Origin of the sequence: Xenorhabdus sp. PR6a, from assembly GCF_028599065.1 — a bacterium.
In the GTDB taxonomy this organism is placed as follows: domain Bacteria; phylum Pseudomonadota; class Gammaproteobacteria; order Enterobacterales; family Enterobacteriaceae; genus Xenorhabdus; species Xenorhabdus doucetiae.
In genome coordinates this window covers 46,668-63,621 of sequence record NZ_JAQRFJ010000009.1, presented here as the reverse complement: position 1 = coordinate 63,621, position 16,954 = coordinate 46,668, and the positions used below count along the sequence as shown (strand labels likewise).

Below are 16,954 nucleotides of genomic sequence, written 5' to 3'. Positions count from 1 at the left end.
CGCATGGCTTTGTTAGATTTCTTCCTGTCGAGAAAAAAACCGACAGCCAATATCGCCAAGGAGCGGCTACAAATCATCGTGGCAGAGCGGCGCCGTGGTGACTCTGAGCCTGCCTATTTGCCTGAAATGAAACGGGATATTCTGGCTGTTATTTGTAAGTATGTGCAAATTGATCCAGATATGCTTTCGGTGCAGTTTGAGCAGAAAAATGATGACATCTCGGTACTGGAACTTAATGTAACCTTACCTGAGATTGAAGAATCGACAAAATAACAGTAGCAAATAACGTTATTTAATTTAACACGGTGATTTTTCGAAAATAATAAATCGGGGTGCAGTAGTATCCCGATTTAAGATCCAGAATCAGGAAATACCTGCTCATAAGGCAAGAGGGTAAAACAAAATACAAACATTCTTTTTACCTAATAATGCACATTAAATATCAAAGAAAAGCATATTTATATTATTGGCAGTGGTAACAACATAAAACCGTCTTACTTCCCTGCCTGTATATCAAGCAGGAAAGCAAAATGGCATCTCTTAAAGAGAACCAGAGCCGTGGGCGTTATTGAACTCGCGGTATTACTCCGAATAATTTGCCAATATTTCTGCGATAGGTTCCGCCAGCAGTTTACCGCGCCAGCCCCTGATTAATTCGGGTTGATACTTCGGCGATTTCAATTTCCAATGCCAACTAAGGAATTGATTGATTTGGCGGCGAGAAGCCAGCAGTTCGGCACTGAAATGATGGGATTCCGCCACCTGAGTGACCAGAGATTTAATTTCCTTAAAGGCCTTGCGGTAATCAGGGTAATCAATCAAATTCACAATTTGATCCGGACATTCTTCTTCTGGAATATCTCTGCTCTCTGCCACCATCGCCAACAATCGGCGACCATGGCAGCGAATTTCTTGCCCACTCAATCCCAGCGCCCCCAATTCTCCCAAAGAAGTCGGCATATAACGGGCAACTTGCCATAAATTTTCTTCACGGATCACAAAATTAACCGCCAGATCACGTTCTCTCGCCTGATTTAAACGCCACGCGGCCAAGTTTCTCAAGCAGGCCAATTGCCTTGGACGTAATTGCCACGCGTTACCAATATCCTTATAGGCATATTCCGCCATCACCACTTCTTTACGACGTTGGGCTATCAGATGGCTTTCATCTGTTGCCGCATCCTGGTACCCCGCCTGCTCTGTTTTTTCCATCAAAATATCGGCGAGCGGTAATAAATGATAGACATCTGCCGCAGCATATTGACATTGCCTTACGCTCAATGGTCGAGCCAGCCAATCTGTACGGGATTCACTCTTATCCAATTCGATATGCAAATACTCAGCAACCAGTGTCGCAAAACCACATGACATGGGATGACCAATAAAGGCGGCCAATACCTGAGTATCAATCATCGGTTCTGGCAGGCACTGAAAACTATGACCAAAAACTTCTAAATCTTCGCTGCCAGCATGGATAAATTTTAATACGTCGGGATCAGTCAATAGCTCTCTAAAAGGCTGCCATTGCGAAATGTCGAGGGGATCAATCAGAGAAAGCTGTTCACCATCAAACAGTTGTATCAAACCTAATTGGGGATAATACGTCCGTGTACGTACAAATTCAGTATCTAGTGCAATTTTTGCGTGTTTTTTTGCCTGCTCACAGATTGACTGCAACTGGGCATCGGTGTTAATCAACTGATAGTTCAAAACATCATTCTCTTAGCCATTCATAAGACGTGCATAACAACGCCGGTAAAAAACCGGCGCTGTTGTTGACTGCCTATGGTTTAAAATCAATGGGGTACAGCAATAAACATGATCAATTTGTAGCAGCATTATCTACTTTTGCCAATTCTTCATTGCGTAGTTCTTTACGAAGAATTTTACCGACATTAGATTTCGGCAACTCATCGCGGAATTCAATCAGTTTTGGCACTTTATAGCCTGTCAGGTAACGACGACAATGCGTTTTAAGTTCGTCCTCAGTCAGGCTGGGATCTTTACGCACAACAAATACTTTGACCGTTTCCCCTGAATTTTCACTCAGAACGCCTACTGCTGCCGACTCTAACACTTTAGGATGGGAAGAAACAACTTCTTCTACTTCATTTGGATAGACATTAAACCCTGAAACCAGAATCATGTCTTTTTTCCGATCAACAATGTGAAAAAAGCCTTTTTCATCTACGTTAGCAATATCCCCGGTTGCCAACCAGCCATCTTTCAACACCTCATCCGTCGCATCAGGACGGTTCCAGTAACCTTTCATTACCTGCGGCCCACGTACCCACATTTCACCGACTTCGTCCGGTGAAACTTCATTACCGTCATTCCCTACTAATTTAATTTCTGTTGAAGCAACGGGGAAGCCAATACTGCCACTGTAATGGGTCAGGTTATGCGGGTTAGCTGAAACCAGGGGAGAACATTCGGTCAGTCCATAACCTTCCAGTAGATGGCAACCGGTCAGGTTTTGCCATTTTTCAGCCACCACTCTCTGTACAGCCATACCACCGCCAACCGATAAACGTAATGAGGAGAAATCCAGCTTCTGGAATTCTGCATTATTTAACCACGCGTTGAATAGTGTGTTAACCCCTGATAGCGCGGTAACACGATAACGCGCGAGTTCCTTGACTGTGCTGTGGATATCACGCGGGTTGGTAATTAACAGATTCTGTCCGCCCAGTTCAATAAAAAACAAGCAATTTATCGTCAAAGCAAAGATATGGTACAACGGTAATGCCGTTACCACGACTTCTTGCCCCAGCTTCAATAATGGAGAATAACAAGCTTTGGCTTGTTCAAGGTTTGCCAGCATATTACGGTGAGTCAGCATTGCACCTTTTGCTACCCCCGTGGTTCCCCCCGTATATTGCAGAAAAGCCAAATCCTCACTTTGCACATCCGGTTTGACATACTGCATGCGGTAACCTTTATGCATCGCACTACGGAACGAAATAGCATCCGGTAAGTGGTATTTGGGCACGAGCCGTTTAACGTATTTCACCACGAAATCAACCAGGGTTCCTTTAGGACGGAAAAGTTGGTCTCCCATGCGCGTCAAAATAACGTGCTTGACTGGCGTGTTGAAGACAATTTTTTCTAAGGTATGTGCAAAGTTAGAAACGATAACAATAGCAGAGGTGTCACTATCATTAAGCTGGTGTTCCAACTCACGCGGGGTATAGAGCGGATTCACATTGACCACAATCATACCTGCACGCAGAATGCCAAACAGTGCCACGGGATATTGCAATAAATTTGGCATCATCAATGCCACGCGATCCCCTTTTTTCAGCCCCAGACCATTTTGTAAATAAGCAGCAAAGGCACGGCTACGCTCTTCCAGTTTACGGAAAGTCATTACCTCGCCCATATTGATAAATGCGCTTTGATCGGCATAACGTGCCACAGCATTCTCAAACATTTCAATCAACGACGAATAACGGTCGGGATCGATTTCTGCCGGAACATCTGCCGGATAATGTTTTAGCCAGACTTTTTCCAAGTTGAATACTCCTGAAATCTAATTGCGATGTAATCACTGCCCATAAAACAAACAAACCAGACTTGTATATTTAACAAATTATTAACTCAGCGTACCAGTTTGAAAAGGAACAATGTTCAGGTTGGCGATGCACATCACTAATTTAATACTATCAATTATTGCAAAAAAATAAGGCAGCCTTTGCCGCCTGAATATTTTTGTTATTTATCAATGAATTAGTTAACTTATTGGTACTTGTATTTATAATCCATTGATTATACACCGATTTACTAATTCTTGGCTTAGAGTCTTACCATTATTCCAAATAGTTATAAGTGGGATACTCCAATAAAAGATAATTATTAAGAATAGAATTTATAATAGGATTTAGCTTATAGAATAAACATATTGAATGTATGGCTAGTGGCAGGTTTATTTCTGTTAGGTTCTGCCTGCCACCAGATATCTTTTGATTGACAAAAAATTATTCCGTTAAAATCGTTTCAACAGATACAGGTTGAAGTGGCGGATAGCCGCGCCAAAACGGATCATAAGGGTTGCTATAATAATTCCACGGATCAGTGGCTACGGCAGAAGGAAAAATCATTCTCTGAGATTCATGCCAACGTTTCATCCCCGTGGCATTCATCACAACGTAATGATACGGGCTATTGCCTACATTTCCCTGTTCAAGGCCAGTAATCAAACCCACGACAGTAACATAATGATCTTTAAAATCACTGGGTTCCAGGAACGTATTCACATAAGCATAAACTCGTCCCAGAGAAGGTGTATCCAACCGTGGGGCGGCATTACTTGCCAGTGGCATGGCAGATATTTCCAATCGGGTATGATCTTTTTCATTTAAGACACTCAATACCTTTCCACCAAATCGCCCTTCATGCCCAATGTATAATTCAGGCGCATTTTTGACAGAAAACAGGTTTTCTACCGGTGTCTTACTTGTTCCTTTAATAACATCAGGAACTGACACACAGCCCGCAAGTGCTAAGGTTCCCACCAGTAGCGCCGCTTGCAGTATGCTTCGATAGTATGTTCCATTGAGCATAAATCCTCCAAACACAGAAAAATCTTATTAAGCTAACCTGAATCTGGTTAGCCATACTCTAGCTCTTTCTCTATTCATGGACACTGCTTTCTGCCACAAGTTGCATGAATTTTATTGCCCCAGACAACAGATCCTTAACGACCCGGCAATTTTTTCCATGTCACTTCATTACGTAAGTAAACAGGTTCAGCATGCTCAACTGCGGTTGCTTTCCCCGATTGCCACATCTGGATTGCCAGTGGCAGCATATCTTGCGCATGAGGCAACGTCATGGTGCTGGCTGTCAGCGTTAAGTGGCTGTTCAATAATTGAGGGTAGGCTTCCCACCCTGTTCCGGCAATCGTCCACTCACCTGACAAGGTTCTCATAATCTCTTGCACTTGTTCGGGTCTCAGCACTGCTTCCGTGGCATCACCTTGCCATTCACCTTGTGCATTGCGAGTGTATTGTCCCCAATAGACTTCGCCCATCCGAGCATCAATGGCAACTAAAACGTTTGTTGTGCCTTTCAGGCGAAAACTACCTTGTGCCATTGTTTTCAGGGAAGAAACGCCAATCATCGGTAATTCAGCGCCCAGTGCCAATCCTTGAGCAATGCCAACACCAATCCGTACACCGGTAAAACTGCCCGGCCCACGCCCAAACGCCAACGCATCCAATTGTTGCAGGCTCACTCCGCCTTTCGATAATACCGCTTGAACCATCGGTAAAATACGTTGGGTGTGTTCTCGTGGGGAAATTTCAAACTGTGCTTCGACAGCCCCTTTATTCCAAAGTGCAACAGAACAGGCTTCAGTTGCAGTATCAATAGCTAAAATCCGCGTGGACATGCCTTAACTCCGGCAAGATATAGAATCAAAAATAAGGGGCTATACTAGCATAGCCCCAACATCATCGCCCCGTCATTTTATTCAAACTGCATTTTACTCAGACCGCGGTGGGCGTGATTGCAAAAACGCGATGGCTTTTGATAAATCACGGGTACGGGAAGCGGGAGGCAGGCTATTTAGAAAAACCTCACCGTATGGACGCATTACCAATCGATTATCACAAATCACCACAACACCATAATCATCAATATCACGGATCAGTCGTCCAACGCCCTGCTTCAAGTCAATCACGGCATCAGGAAGTTGAACTTCATTAAAAGCATCCCCACCCTTAAGTTGGCAATCTTCGATACGTGCCTTAAGCAAAGGATCATCGGGCGCAGTAAAGGGTAATTTATCAATAATAACGCAGGATAAGGCATCACCACGGACATCGACTCCTTCCCAAAAGCTGCCTGTCGCCACCAGTAATGCATTACCCGCAGAAATAAACTGCGCCAATAATTGTGCCTTACTTGTCTCACCCTGTACCAATACCGGCAACGTCATACTGGCACGGAACTCTTCTGCCAAACTGCGCATCATTTGATGGGAAGTACAGAGGAAAAAACAACGCCCTTTATTGCTTTCAATCAAAGGCTTCAACATACGGGCCAGCCATTTTGCACCGCCATGTTGGTTGGGTGAGGGTAAATGGCGCGGAACACACAATAACATTTGACGTGGGTAATCAAATGGACTGGGCAGAAGTAATGTTTGGGCTTGCTTCAATCCTAAACGTTCGGTGAAATGGTTTAGCTGTTCATTGACCGACAATGTTGCTGAGGTAAAAATCCAACACCCCGGTTGTTCACGGATCATCTCACTGAATTTATCGGAGACAGATAATGGTGTCAGTGCCAGCAAAAAATGCCGTCCATAACTCTCGAACCAATAACTGTAATTGGGTATGTTGACATCAATCAGGCGCTTAAGACGATTGCGGTAAGCCGTTGCCCGTTCAAAAGCCGCATCCAACATGGTTGAACGCCCCAAAGAGAGCTTCATCACGTCATAACAAAGCTCAAGGGCATCATCCAAACGCACTAATGCCCGCTGAACTTGCGGCTGCTGTAAGACTTCTCGGAGATTGCCCCGATAGCTGTTTTCACCCAATGACAAACGAAAATCTTGCGCACTTTGGCTGAGACGATCGGCACTTTTTTGCAACTGCGCCTGATCCCGAACTTCAGTGCGGTAAGCCATGATGATATCACGCGATAAATCCATTAATTGGCGACTGCTTAACTGCTGACCAAAATATTGGCTGGCAATATCGGGGATCTGGTGAGCCTCATCGAAAATCACTACATCGGCCTGCGGGATTAATTCACCAAATCCGCTATCCTTAACCACTCTATCGGCCATAAACAGATGATGGTTAACAATCACGATATCCGCTTCCATCGCCTTGCGGCGGGCTTTCAGCACGAAACATTCCTGATAGCGTGGGCAATCACTGCCAAGACAATTGTCATTAGTACTGGTGACCAACGGCCAAACGGTGCTGTCTTCCGCCACTTGGTGGCAGGTGCTAATATCACCCTCTTCTGTATGGGCTGACCAATGCCTGAGTTTGATAACTTGTGCCAATATTTCGGCTTCCAGTTGGGAATTGCCGATTGACTGTTGTTCAAGGCGTTCAAGGCATAAATAATTTGAGCGCCCTTTCAATAGCGCCAAATTGCCTGTAAAACCTAAAGCATCAACGATGGTGGGAAGATCTCGATTGTAGAGCTGATCCTGCAACGCCTTGGAGCCAGTAGAAATGATCACTTTTTTACCGGAGCGCAAAGCAGGCACCAGATAAGCAAATGTTTTACCGGTTCCCGTTCCTGCTTCCACGACCAGTTGTTGCTGTTTTTTGATCGCAACGGTAATAGCCGAAGACATTTCCCGTTGGGCATCACGCGGCTTAAAACCCGGTATGGCGTTGGCAAGTATGCCATTTTTCGCAAAATCGTCTGACACGAACTGTCTCTTTCAATAAAATGTGGCAGAATTATGCCAATACTGAAGGGTAATAACCACCCCAATTCAGCAAAAAACTGTACAAATTAACAGGAGATTTAATGACTATTAAACGCATTGATCCAGATGCCCGTTGGTCAGAAGCGGTCGTTCACAATGGCACTATCTATTACACCAGCGTGCCAGAACAACTGGATGGCGATATTACAGCGCAAACCGCCGATACGCTGGCAACCATTGATGCCCTGTTACAGCGTCTTGGTTCAGATAAGAGCAAGATTCTGGATGCGACGATCTTTCTGGCGGACAAGGCCGATTTTGCAGGTATGAACGCCGCCTGGGATGCGTGGGTTGTTGCCGGGAGCGCGCCAGTCCGCTGTACGGTTCAAGCAGCATTGATGAACCCTGACTATAAAGTAGAAATTAAAATTATCGCTGCCTTATAATCTGTATTCATCAAACAAACATGGCATTGAAAAAGTTATCACTTCTTCAATGCCATTCTGGAAATGAATCTACAAAATGAAATTTAAGGTATGGAACGCAAAAAATTAAGCCATCTTAATTATAATCATGCCGATCAACAGCAGCACAATACCACTCCATCCCTTAAAATTCAGTCGTTGATTAAACATTATCCAGCCAGCAGCGACTGTAGCAATAATGCCGAATGCCCCCCATAACGCATAAGCAATGGAAAGTTCAATCCCTTTCACTGCCTGAGCCAGTGCACTGAATGCGCCTAAAACCGCAATCAGAGATAAAATACCGAGCCAGAAGCGCTGAAAACCGTTGGATAATTTCAATAAAATATTCGCTATAATTTCCAAAACAACAGCCAGAACCAGAAATGCCCCATGCCACCATTCAAATTGAGTTAGCATATCATGCCTCCTTAATTTGTTTGTTCAAAATATCATTTGGAGCATGGTCTTGGTTCTTTTTTGTCCCCGTCTTGATCAAGGCAATTCCGGCTATCAGCAATGCCAATCCACCCATTTTCATCAATGACAGTGACTCGTTGAACCATATCACACTAAAAGTGGTAATAAACAGGATCCCAATACCTTCCCAAAGTGCATAAGCGACGCCTAATGCTACTTTTTTTACAGCAATTGCCAACAAGACATAAGAAGTTGTGATCATGGTATACATCACAATCATGCCGGTCAGATCACCCGAAACGCTGGCTTGTTTCATTGACAAAGTACCCACCACCTCTGTCATAATCGCCAGTGCAAGAAACATCCAATAAATCATTTTTTTTCTCCTGAACATACTGATAAGCATGCCAAGATACCTAGCTATAAATGCCAACAAGAGCGGCAGCAAATGCAATTACACAGCATCAGAATTAAACTGACGTTTTAGCGAAATATTTTGGCAAACGAAAATTGCCGGTGAAGAACCGGTTAGTAGGAGAAGGCCCTAAAGGGCACCGCACCAGTAGTGCTCACTGGATAAGATAGTTGAGAGGAAAAAAACATGGGTACAACGTTGAATTTTGTTACTATGCTGAATGTTGACGCTTTTGGCGCTATTCATAATATTTTATTCTTTCATCACACATAATCGCCGTGTGATATACTACGAACCCTCATTATGGAATTGATTACTTTTATTTTTAGCATATTCCAACAATAAACACAACTGACAGGTAACTTTTTCAATGACCTGTTTTATGTGCTTGGATGGGATCTGGCCGCAAAACGCGGCCAGATGATGATAACCAGATAATAATAGTAGAAAATACCGTTCGTTACTCAAATTCATTCCATGAACGGCCATCGCGCGTGATCATCGCGATGGAAGCAACGGGTCCCCAAGTCCCCGCTTGATAAGGCTTCGGTGGTTCATTATCTGCTGCCCATGCGTCCATTATAGAATCAACCCACTTCCACGCTTCTTCCACTTCATCACGGCGGACAAACAGAGCCTGAATGCCACGCATCGCTTCCAACAGTAATCTTTCGTAAGCATCAGCAAGATGTGTCTGATTAAATGTTTCCGAGAAACTCAGATCCAGTTTGGTTGTTTGCAAACGGTGCTTATGTTCCAGTCCCGGCGCTTTATTCAGCACTTCAATATCAATGCCTTCATCCGGCTGCAAACGGATCGTCAATTTATTCTGCGGTAACTGCTGGTAGGATTCAGCAAACAGATTCAGCGGAGGCTCTTTAAAATAGACAACCACCTCAGAACATTTAGCCGGCAAGCGCTTTCCGGTTCTCAGGTAAAAAGGCACGCCTGACCAACGCCAGTCATCAATATCGACACGGATCGAAACAAAAGTTTCCGTTTTGCTGGCCTTATTCGCCCCCTCTTCTTCCAGATAACCCGGCACTTTCTTACCATGCACAAAACCTGCGGTATATTGCCCGCGAACCGTTTTTTCCCTGACGTTGGTCTGATCAATTCGACGCAATGAACGCAATACTTTCACTTTTTCGTCACGAATGCGATCGGCTGTCAGATCAGACGGGGGTGACATGGCAATCATGGTCAGGATTTGCAGAAGATGATTCTGGATCATGTCGCGCATCTGCCCTGCCTGATCAAAATAACCCCAACGCCCTTCAATACCCACTTCTTCAGCAACCGTGATTTGCACATGATCAATGGTGCGGTGATCCCAATTATTGACGAAAAGTGAGTTGGCAAAACGCAGTGCCAACAAGTTCAATACCGTTTCTTTACCCAAATAATGGTCAATGCGGTAAATTTGGCGCTCATTAAAATACTTTGCAACTTCATCATTAATCGCCTTGGAAGAAGCAAGATCGGTTCCCAGTGGTTTTTCCATCACAACCCGGTTGGGTTCCGTATTCAGTCCCGCAGCACCCAGCCCATGACATACTGAGCCAAACGTACTTGGCGGCATGGCAAAATAGTGAATAGCAGGCAAGTTATCCTTATTAAGGACTTTTGCCAATTCGGTGAAATGTTCCGTTTCATTGACGTCCAAATTACAAAATTCCAGACGTGAACTCAGCTTCTTCCATAATTCTGAGTCCAGTTTCTCAGACATAAATGTAACTAACGCTTCCTCAACGACTTTGGTATAGGCTTTTTTATCCCAGTCAGCCCGGCCGACACCGATAATTCGGGTATCCGGATGGATATAACCTGCTTTTTCCAACTGGTAAAGGGAAGGCATTAATTTCCGGCGTGCTAAGTCTCCTTTCGCCCCAAAAATTACCAAATTACAAGCCTGAGCTGTAGACGTCACCGCCATGTTGCATCTCCTCAATTACGGGGTATTGTAATTTTTTTACAGAACTTGCAGGTAATGTACTCTTTTGGTTATAGGCAGTAAATACTGATTACCATTTTGCATTCATTGACGATATGGTCATAATTTACACTGAGCAGTGACTATCAACTGAAAATTTACAACGATTAAGAAGTAATCTTACTAAGTTGAAAGTTAGACACTTGTCATATTTTGATGAAAAATCCCAGGTTATCCGGTTGTTGCCACTGCCAGCGTTCAATGACAAGTAGTATATTTTCATAAAAATGACATAGATTTCCCCCTGTTAATGAAATCGTTAAAACCGAGGTTGAACTTCGTCTTATGAACACACTGGAACGGCTCCAAAATAGTCTTGATGTTTTGAGTAAGTCAGAGAAAAAGGTGGCGCAGGTCATCCTTGCTTCACCACAGACTGCCATCCATTCAAGTATTGCCACTCTGGCTAAAATGGCGAATGTGAGTGAACCGACGGTTAATCGCTTTTGTCGCCGCCTCAACACCAAAGGGTTTCCCGATTTTAAATTGCATCTGGCACAGAGCCTCGCCAATGGCACACCTTATGTAAACCGTAATGTGGAAGAAAGTGACAGCGTCACCTCTTATACACACAAAATTTTCGAATCCGTGATGGCAAATTTGGAAACGGTCAAAGGTAATCTGGATATTGCGGCAATTAACCGGGCTGTTGATCTGCTAACCCAAGCCAGAAAACTCTCTTTTTTCGGTTTAGGGGCATCAGCCGCTGTCGCCCATGATGCCATGAACAAATTTTTTCGCTTCAACATTCCAGTGACCTACTTTGACGATATTGTAATGCAACGAATGAGCTGCATTAACAGTAGCGAAGGCGATGTTGTCGTCCTGATTTCCCATACCGGAAGAACAAAAAACCTCGTCGAAATTGCGAAACTGGCTCGCGAAAATGATGCCACCGTGATCGCCATTACTTCGACAGGCTCTCCATTAGCACACGAAGCGACGCTCTCCATTCTGCTGGATGTTCCCGAAGATACCGATATTTATATGCCGATGGTCTCAAGAATTGCGCAATTAACCATCATTGACGTGCTGGCAACGGGTTTTACCCTGCGCCGAGGCGCAAAATTCAGGGATAATTTGAAGAGGGTCAAAGACGCGTTGCGTAATTCACGCTTTGATAAGCATGAATAAACCAGAAAATAGACTGTGTTTTTGTTCACTATTTATCAACTCCCCAGACTGGTAGCATAGGTAGACTTTCCCCATCTGCATATTCGCAGTACAGGGTTAATAATCAATAAATTAAATGGTTATATTACGGTAATCGAAAACGCATATACCCAATGGATTTTGAGTTACAGCAAGCAACTTGAAAAACGGAAGGTATACTTCACAAGTCAACGGAGTAATACATGTCCAGACGGCTCAGAAGAACAAAAATCGTCACTACACTTGGCCCGGCTACAGATCGTGACAACAATCTAGAAAACGTTATCAAAGCGGGAGCCAACGTCGTCCGCCTTAATTTTTCTCATGGTACTGCGGAAGATCATCTCCAACGTGCGAATAGAGTGCGCGAAATTGCTGCCCGTTTAGGCTGCCACGTTGCTATCCTCGGTGATCTTCAAGGCCCCAAAATACGTGTATCCACATTTAAGGAAGGAAAAATTTTCCTGAATGTTGGGGATAAATTCCTGCTGGATGCCAATTTGGGTAAAGGAGAAGGAGATAAAGAAAAAGTCGGCATTGACTATAAAGGTCTGCCTTCAGATGTAACGGCCGGTGACATCCTGCTACTGGATGATGGGCGCGTCCAATTGAAGGTTTTAGATGTTCAGGGTATGAAAGTCTTCACAGAAGTGACTGTCGGCGGCCCCCTTTCCAATAATAAGGGCATCAATAAACTGGGTGGCGGATTATCAGCCGAGGCGCTGACGGTAAAAGATAAGGAAGATATCATGACCGCCGCCAAAATTGGTGTTGATTATCTCGCTGTTTCTTTCCCCCGTTCAGGTGAAGATTTGAATTACGCCCGCCGCCTTGCACGAGATGCAGGCTGTGAAACCCAAATCGTCGCAAAAGTTGAGCGGGCGGAAGCCGTCAGCAGCGACGAAATTATTGATGAAATCATTCTGGCGTCCGATGTTGTTATGGTCGCTCGCGGTGATCTCGGTGTTGAAATCGGTGATCCTGAACTGGTTGGTGTACAGAAGAAACTAATTCGCCGTGCTCGCCAACTGAATCGTGTCGTGATTACGGCCACACAAATGATGGAGTCCATGATAACCAACCCAATGCCAACCCGTGCTGAAGTGATGGATGTCGCCAACGCAGTACTGGATGGGACTGATGCGGTGATGCTTTCTGCCGAAACGGCGGCAGGTCAATATCCTGCGGAAACCGTTGCCGCTATGGCACAAGTCTGTCTTGGTGCGGAAAAAATGCCCAGTGTCAATATCTCCAAACATCGCTTGGATATGACATTTGACAGCATTGAAGAAGCGATTTCAATGTCCACCATGTACGCTGCCAACCACCTGAAAGGCGTCAAAGCGATTATTGCCATGACTGAATCTGGCCGCACCGCACGCATGATGTCCCGTATTAGTTCCGGCCTGCCTATCTTCTCGATGTCTCGCCATGAATCAACCTTAAACCGCACTGCCCTTTATCGTGGTGTAACGCCAGTTTATTGTAGTTCACATACTGATGGGATCGCGGCGGCAAACGAAGCCGTGAACCGCCTGCGCGATAAAGGCTATCTCATCTCTGGGGATCTCGTACTCGTGACTCAAGGTGACCAAATGGGCACTATTGGCAGTACCAATACCTGCCGTGTGCTTGAAGTTGAGTAATTGCGATACCCTTAAATTATGAAAATGCCTTACTCCTCGCGCTGCGAGGAGTAATAATCAAAGATCTTTCCTTTTATAAGGTTCAATATCCCCTTCTTTCCGCGTCTTAAGCAATTTTAAGATCCACGTGTATTGTTCAGGGTTAGGTTTAACCAATTCTTCTAATTCTTCATTCATGCGGCGCGCAATATAGGCATCATCCTGCCCTGCAATATCATCCATTGGCGGACGGATATAAATATCCAACTTATGAGTCTGGCAGTTATAAACCGGAAATAACGGAACAACGGCTGCGCGACAAACTTTCATTAAACGCCCAAGTGCAGGCAGTGTCGCTTTATAAGTGGCAAAAAAATCGACAAATTCGCTGTGTTCTTCACCATGATCCTGATCGGGTAAATAATAGCCCCAAAAACCTTCACGCACTGACGCGATAAAGGGTTTAATTCCTGCGTCACGGGAATGCAAACGGCCACCAAAATGATGGCGTGCTTTATTCCATAAGTAATCAGCGACAGGATTACTCTGATGATGAAACATAGCTGACACTTTTTGACCGCGTGCTATCAGCAACATAGCAGGGATATCAACCGACCAGCCATGTGGAACCATAAAAATCACATTCTTGCCTTGTGCTTTTAAGGTTTGAATAATCTCTTCACCATGCCATTGGGTACGTTCAAGTGTCGATTTCACCCCCTTGAGGCAAAGCTCCGCCAGCATAACAAATGATTGAAGCGCCGTCGCAAACATACGATCAATCAGCGTTTCGCGTTGTTGTGCCGTTAACTCAGGAAAACAGTAAATTAAATTGATTTTCGCCCTACGACGTGCACTTTTTGCTTTTCTGCCCGCCCAAGTGCCTATTTTAGCCAGAAATGGATCACGCCATTTTGCAGGGACATAGGATAATCCTGCCAATATACCTACGCCGGCCCAAAGCCCCCAATAACGGGGATGTAAATAAGCTCGATGAAACCGAGGGACATATCCCAATTTACTATCTGTATCTTTTTCTTTATTCATGAGCTAACTCTGATGATTCCAACATTTGTTCTCAAGGTGCAAGTTTACAACAAAAAATAATATAAAAGCGGATGATAACAATCATCCGCTTTTATGTCTGTCAATAATCTGAAGCTGGTGTATTTAATCTAGCAACAATTGAGGTTTCATCTCCTTAACCATTGCGACATATTCTGCACGCTCTTTGCCACCCAACCCACCAGAACGCGGCAATTTTGCCGTAAGCGGGTTAACCGGCCGCTGGTTATCCCAGAATTCAAAGTGCAGATGTGGGCCTGTTGAGCGCCCCGTACTCCCTGACAGCGCAATACGTTCACCCCGTTTCACTTTCTGGCCTGGTTTTACCAATATTTTCCTTAAGTGCATGTATCGCGTGGTATATTGCCGACCGTGCCGAATGGCGATGAAATTACCCGCCGCACCATCAAATTTAGCTACAACGATTTCACCATCACCCACCGCCAGAACCGGTGTTCCTACCGGCATAGCAAAATCAACCCCTTTGTGGGCTGTAATTCTGCCGGTTACCGGATTTAAGCGGTGTGGATTGAAAGAAGAGGAGACTCTGAATTGTTTAGTCGTAGGAAAACGCAGGAAACCACGCTCCAAACCGGAAGCATTGCTGTCATAAAAACGTCCATCATTGGCACGAAAGGCATAATAATCATTGCCGCCACTTTGCAAGCGAACGCCTAACAACTGGCTCTGTTCACTTTTCCCGTCAAGCAGTTCACGGGACATCAACACAGAAAAACGATCACCTTTACGCAATTTGCGGAAATCTATCTGCCATTGCAGCGCTTTTGTCACTTCTCTGGCTTCACTGCTGGTTAACCCAGCAATCAGGGCACTGCTGTTAAAACTACCATTGACGGTTCCGGTGATAACACTGTTTTTCCATTCTCCCTTCTGGAGTTCTTGTGTTTCGTTGAACGTATCCCCTTCGCGGGTATAAACACGTGTTTCACGGCGTGATATATCCCACGTCAGCGTTTTTAAGTTACCGTTATCGTCAGTCGTCCAAGATAATGACTGACCAATACCTAAGTTACGCAATACCTTATATTGGTTTGCCAACAACGCGACATCAGAGGAATCAATACCGAACTGAGTTAAAATCGAACTCAGTGTATCACCGCTGGAAACAACATACTGATGCGGCACATTCGCTGCGGTATCAGCAGAATTACCCTCATCATCCCCAATGCCTTCATTGGGGAGTTGTTCGTTCTCATCCCCAGCGACATCATCCGTTGCATCCGGAATACTATCGGGAGTACTGAGAATAATGCTACCAGTCCGTTCTTGTTCATGGTAGACAACAGGCCGCCATATTGCGATAGCCAAAGTGACTAGCGTTAAAGATCCAAGCATGATCTTGTGTGGTTTAGGCAGGTTGTTGTATACCAGAACGATAGTTTTCGCTATCTGCTGCACTAATAAAATTCCTTATTGTACTAATTCAGGCAGCTCGCGTATTGTTTTGACAGCTGAGTGATAAATTCCATGTAGCTATCTCTGTCCAATACGATGCCGCTCCCTAAAGGGTCAAGTATTCCGATACGTACATCAGTACCTTTTGCTACGGCATGAATAACGGCTGGCCTGAATTGAGGTTCAGCAAAAATACATCTCGCTTTCTGCTCAACCAGTTGTGTTCGTATGTTGTGTAATCTCTGCGCACCAGGTTGTATTTCAGGATTGACCGTGAAACCCCCTAACGGAGCTAATTGGTAGTGCTTTTCAAAATAACCATAGGCATCATGAAAAACGAAATAACCCTGTTTTCGTATAGGCTTTAAAACGTTAGCAATATTCTTATCAGTTTGTGCTAACTGTCCATTGAATTTACGTAGGTTTACTTCTAATTGCTGTTTTTGTTGAGGATACTGCTCAACAAGCCGAGCATATATTGCCTTAGCGGCTTCTTTGGCAATCTCTGGAGAAAGCCAGATGTGCATATTATATTCGCCGTGATGATGATGCCCTTGATTTTCCTCATATTTATGCTGATATGATTCATCTTCTAAATTATTTCCGTCATCATTATTCTTCAGTAAGAATGGCTTAATTGTTGACAATTCAGCCAGTGCCAGTTGTTTATTCCTTTCAATTTTGGCTATCGGTTTAGCCAAAAAAGTTTCCATATCTGGACCAACCCAGACCACCAAATCAGCTTGATTAATTTTTTGTACATCCAGAGGCCGTAACGCATAATCGTGTGGAGATGCGCCATCAGGCAGAAGTACCTGAGTCTTTGTTACCCCATCAGTAATGGCAGCGGCAATGAAACCCAATGGACGGATGGAGGTAATGACATCTGCCTGCGCCGCGCAATTGCTGCCTGCTACCAACACAGTAGCCAGTGCGATCTTATGAAAAAATTTATGCGCGTATTTCTGTGAGTTGTGTAACATAATATGAATATTCCATGCA

General features: G+C 44.5%; 15 protein-coding genes. 4 read left to right on the top strand and 11 right to left on the bottom strand.

Translation table 11 applies throughout. From position 1 onward, the window contains the following. Positions 1 to 3 precede the first annotated feature (3 nt). Positions 4 to 273 carry a cell division topological specificity factor MinE gene (gene minE / locus PSI15_RS04230; RefSeq protein ID WP_273582435.1) on the top strand — a complete coding sequence of 90 codons (270 nt, stop codon included), beginning with the start codon at positions 4 to 6 and terminating at the stop codon, positions 271 to 273. Positions 274 to 582: 309 nt separating this feature from the next. Here minE and rnd read toward each other — a convergent pair whose 3' ends face one another. The 5 genes from rnd to PSI15_RS04205 form a co-directional block, all read right to left on the bottom strand. Then, positions 583 to 1,710: a ribonuclease D gene (rnd, locus tag PSI15_RS04225; RefSeq protein ID WP_273582434.1), complete on the bottom strand. Its 1,128-nt coding sequence runs from the start codon at positions 1,708 to 1,710 to the stop codon at positions 583 to 585. Positions 1,711 to 1,822: 112 nt separating this feature from the next. Then, positions 1,823 to 3,514 (bottom strand): long-chain-fatty-acid--CoA ligase FadD, encoded by a 1,692-nt coding sequence (fadD, locus tag PSI15_RS04220; RefSeq protein WP_273582433.1) that lies wholly within the window; start codon positions 3,512 to 3,514, stop codon positions 1,823 to 1,825. Between the two features lie 463 nt (positions 3,515 to 3,977). Next, a complete protein-coding gene (locus tag PSI15_RS04215) occupies positions 3,978 to 4,562 on the bottom strand; it encodes a Slp family lipoprotein (protein ID WP_273582432.1) in 585 nt (194 codons plus the stop codon). Positions 4,563 to 4,696: 134 nt separating this feature from the next. Next, complete coding sequence (gene tsaB / locus PSI15_RS04210) at positions 4,697 to 5,392, bottom strand: tRNA (adenosine(37)-N6)-threonylcarbamoyltransferase complex dimerization subunit type 1 TsaB (protein WP_273582431.1); 696 nt, start codon at positions 5,390 to 5,392, stop codon at positions 4,697 to 4,699. A 93-nt stretch (positions 5,393 to 5,485) separates the two neighbouring features. After that, positions 5,486 to 7,402, bottom strand: a complete 1,917-nt coding sequence (locus PSI15_RS04205) for an ATP-dependent DNA helicase (RefSeq protein ID WP_273582430.1) — start codon at positions 7,400 to 7,402, stop codon at positions 5,486 to 5,488. 101 nt (positions 7,403 to 7,503) lie between these two features. On the opposite strand from PSI15_RS04205, the gene PSI15_RS04200 reads away from it, so the two are divergent. Next, positions 7,504 to 7,848: a RidA family protein gene (locus tag PSI15_RS04200; protein ID WP_045970693.1), complete on the top strand. Its 345-nt coding sequence runs from the start codon at positions 7,504 to 7,506 to the stop codon at positions 7,846 to 7,848. 105 nt (positions 7,849 to 7,953) lie between these two features. Here PSI15_RS04200 and mdtI read toward each other — a convergent pair whose 3' ends face one another. From mdtI to zwf, 3 genes are all read right to left on the bottom strand, one after another. After that, positions 7,954 to 8,286, bottom strand: coding sequence for a multidrug/spermidine efflux SMR transporter subunit MdtI (gene mdtI, locus PSI15_RS04195; RefSeq protein ID WP_045970691.1), 333 nt, complete (start codon positions 8,284 to 8,286; stop codon positions 7,954 to 7,956). A gap of 1 nt (position 8,287) precedes the next feature. Continuing rightward, the gene (gene mdtJ / locus PSI15_RS04190; RefSeq protein WP_045970689.1) at positions 8,288 to 8,662 is read right to left on the bottom strand and encodes a multidrug/spermidine efflux SMR transporter subunit MdtJ; all 375 of its coding nucleotides are present in this window, start codon (positions 8,660 to 8,662) and stop codon (positions 8,288 to 8,290) included. A gap of 499 nt (positions 8,663 to 9,161) precedes the next feature. Then, positions 9,162 to 10,637 carry a glucose-6-phosphate dehydrogenase gene (gene zwf / locus PSI15_RS04185; protein WP_045970687.1) on the bottom strand — a complete coding sequence of 492 codons (1,476 nt, stop codon included), beginning with the start codon at positions 10,635 to 10,637 and terminating at the stop codon, positions 9,162 to 9,164. 342 nt (positions 10,638 to 10,979) lie between these two features. Here zwf and PSI15_RS04180 point away from each other — a divergent pair, with 342 nt between their 5' ends. Together PSI15_RS04180 and pyk are read left to right on the top strand one after the other, a co-directional pair. Then, the gene (locus PSI15_RS04180; protein ID WP_045970685.1) at positions 10,980 to 11,828 is read left to right on the top strand and encodes a MurR/RpiR family transcriptional regulator; all 849 of its coding nucleotides are present in this window, start codon (positions 10,980 to 10,982) and stop codon (positions 11,826 to 11,828) included. A gap of 221 nt (positions 11,829 to 12,049) precedes the next feature. After that, positions 12,050 to 13,492, top strand: a complete 1,443-nt coding sequence (gene pyk / locus PSI15_RS04175; protein WP_273582429.1) for a pyruvate kinase — start codon at positions 12,050 to 12,052, stop codon at positions 13,490 to 13,492. Between the two features lie 57 nt (positions 13,493 to 13,549). Here pyk and lpxM read toward each other — a convergent pair whose 3' ends face one another. The 3 genes from lpxM to znuA all read right to left on the bottom strand — a co-directional run bounded on the left by lpxM (position 13,550) and on the right by znuA (position 16,935). Further along, positions 13,550 to 14,518 carry a lauroyl-Kdo(2)-lipid IV(A) myristoyltransferase gene (gene lpxM, locus PSI15_RS04170; protein WP_273582428.1) on the bottom strand — a complete coding sequence of 323 codons (969 nt, stop codon included), beginning with the start codon at positions 14,516 to 14,518 and terminating at the stop codon, positions 13,550 to 13,552. A gap of 123 nt (positions 14,519 to 14,641) precedes the next feature. Then, the gene (gene mepM / locus PSI15_RS04165; RefSeq protein ID WP_273582427.1) at positions 14,642 to 15,955 is read right to left on the bottom strand and encodes a murein DD-endopeptidase MepM; all 1,314 of its coding nucleotides are present in this window, start codon (positions 15,953 to 15,955) and stop codon (positions 14,642 to 14,644) included. Between the two features lie 20 nt (positions 15,956 to 15,975). After that, positions 15,976 to 16,935 (bottom strand): zinc ABC transporter substrate-binding protein ZnuA, encoded by a 960-nt coding sequence (gene znuA / locus PSI15_RS04160; RefSeq protein ID WP_273582426.1) that lies wholly within the window; start codon positions 16,933 to 16,935, stop codon positions 15,976 to 15,978. Positions 16,936 to 16,954: the final 19 nt, after the last annotated feature.

Excerpts from the sequence above, each read along its gene's own strand:
- minE (WP_273582435.1), top strand. The coding sequence starts at position 4 with ATGGCTTTGTTAGATTTCTTCCTGTCGAGAAAAAAACCGACAGCCAAT.
- PSI15_RS04215 (WP_273582432.1), bottom strand. The coding sequence starts at position 4,562 with ATGCTCAATGGAACATACTATCGAAGCATACTGCAAGCGGCGCTACTG.
- tsaB (WP_273582431.1), bottom strand. The coding sequence starts at position 5,392 with ATGTCCACGCGGATTTTAGCTATTGATACTGCAACTGAAGCCTGTTCT.
- PSI15_RS04200 (WP_045970693.1), top strand. The coding sequence starts at position 7,504 with ATGACTATTAAACGCATTGATCCAGATGCCCGTTGGTCAGAAGCGGTC.
- mdtI (WP_045970691.1), bottom strand. The coding sequence starts at position 8,286 with ATGCTAACTCAATTTGAATGGTGGCATGGGGCATTTCTGGTTCTGGCT.
- mdtJ (WP_045970689.1), bottom strand. The coding sequence starts at position 8,662 with ATGATTTATTGGATGTTTCTTGCACTGGCGATTATGACAGAGGTGGTG.
- zwf (WP_045970687.1), bottom strand. The coding sequence starts at position 10,637 with ATGGCGGTGACGTCTACAGCTCAGGCTTGTAATTTGGTAATTTTTGGG.
- PSI15_RS04180 (WP_045970685.1), top strand. The coding sequence starts at position 10,980 with ATGAACACACTGGAACGGCTCCAAAATAGTCTTGATGTTTTGAGTAAG.
- pyk (WP_273582429.1), top strand. The coding sequence starts at position 12,050 with ATGTCCAGACGGCTCAGAAGAACAAAAATCGTCACTACACTTGGCCCG.
- lpxM (WP_273582428.1), bottom strand. The coding sequence starts at position 14,518 with ATGAATAAAGAAAAAGATACAGATAGTAAATTGGGATATGTCCCTCGG.
- znuA (WP_273582426.1), bottom strand. The coding sequence starts at position 16,935 with ATGTTACACAACTCACAGAAATACGCGCATAAATTTTTTCATAAGATC.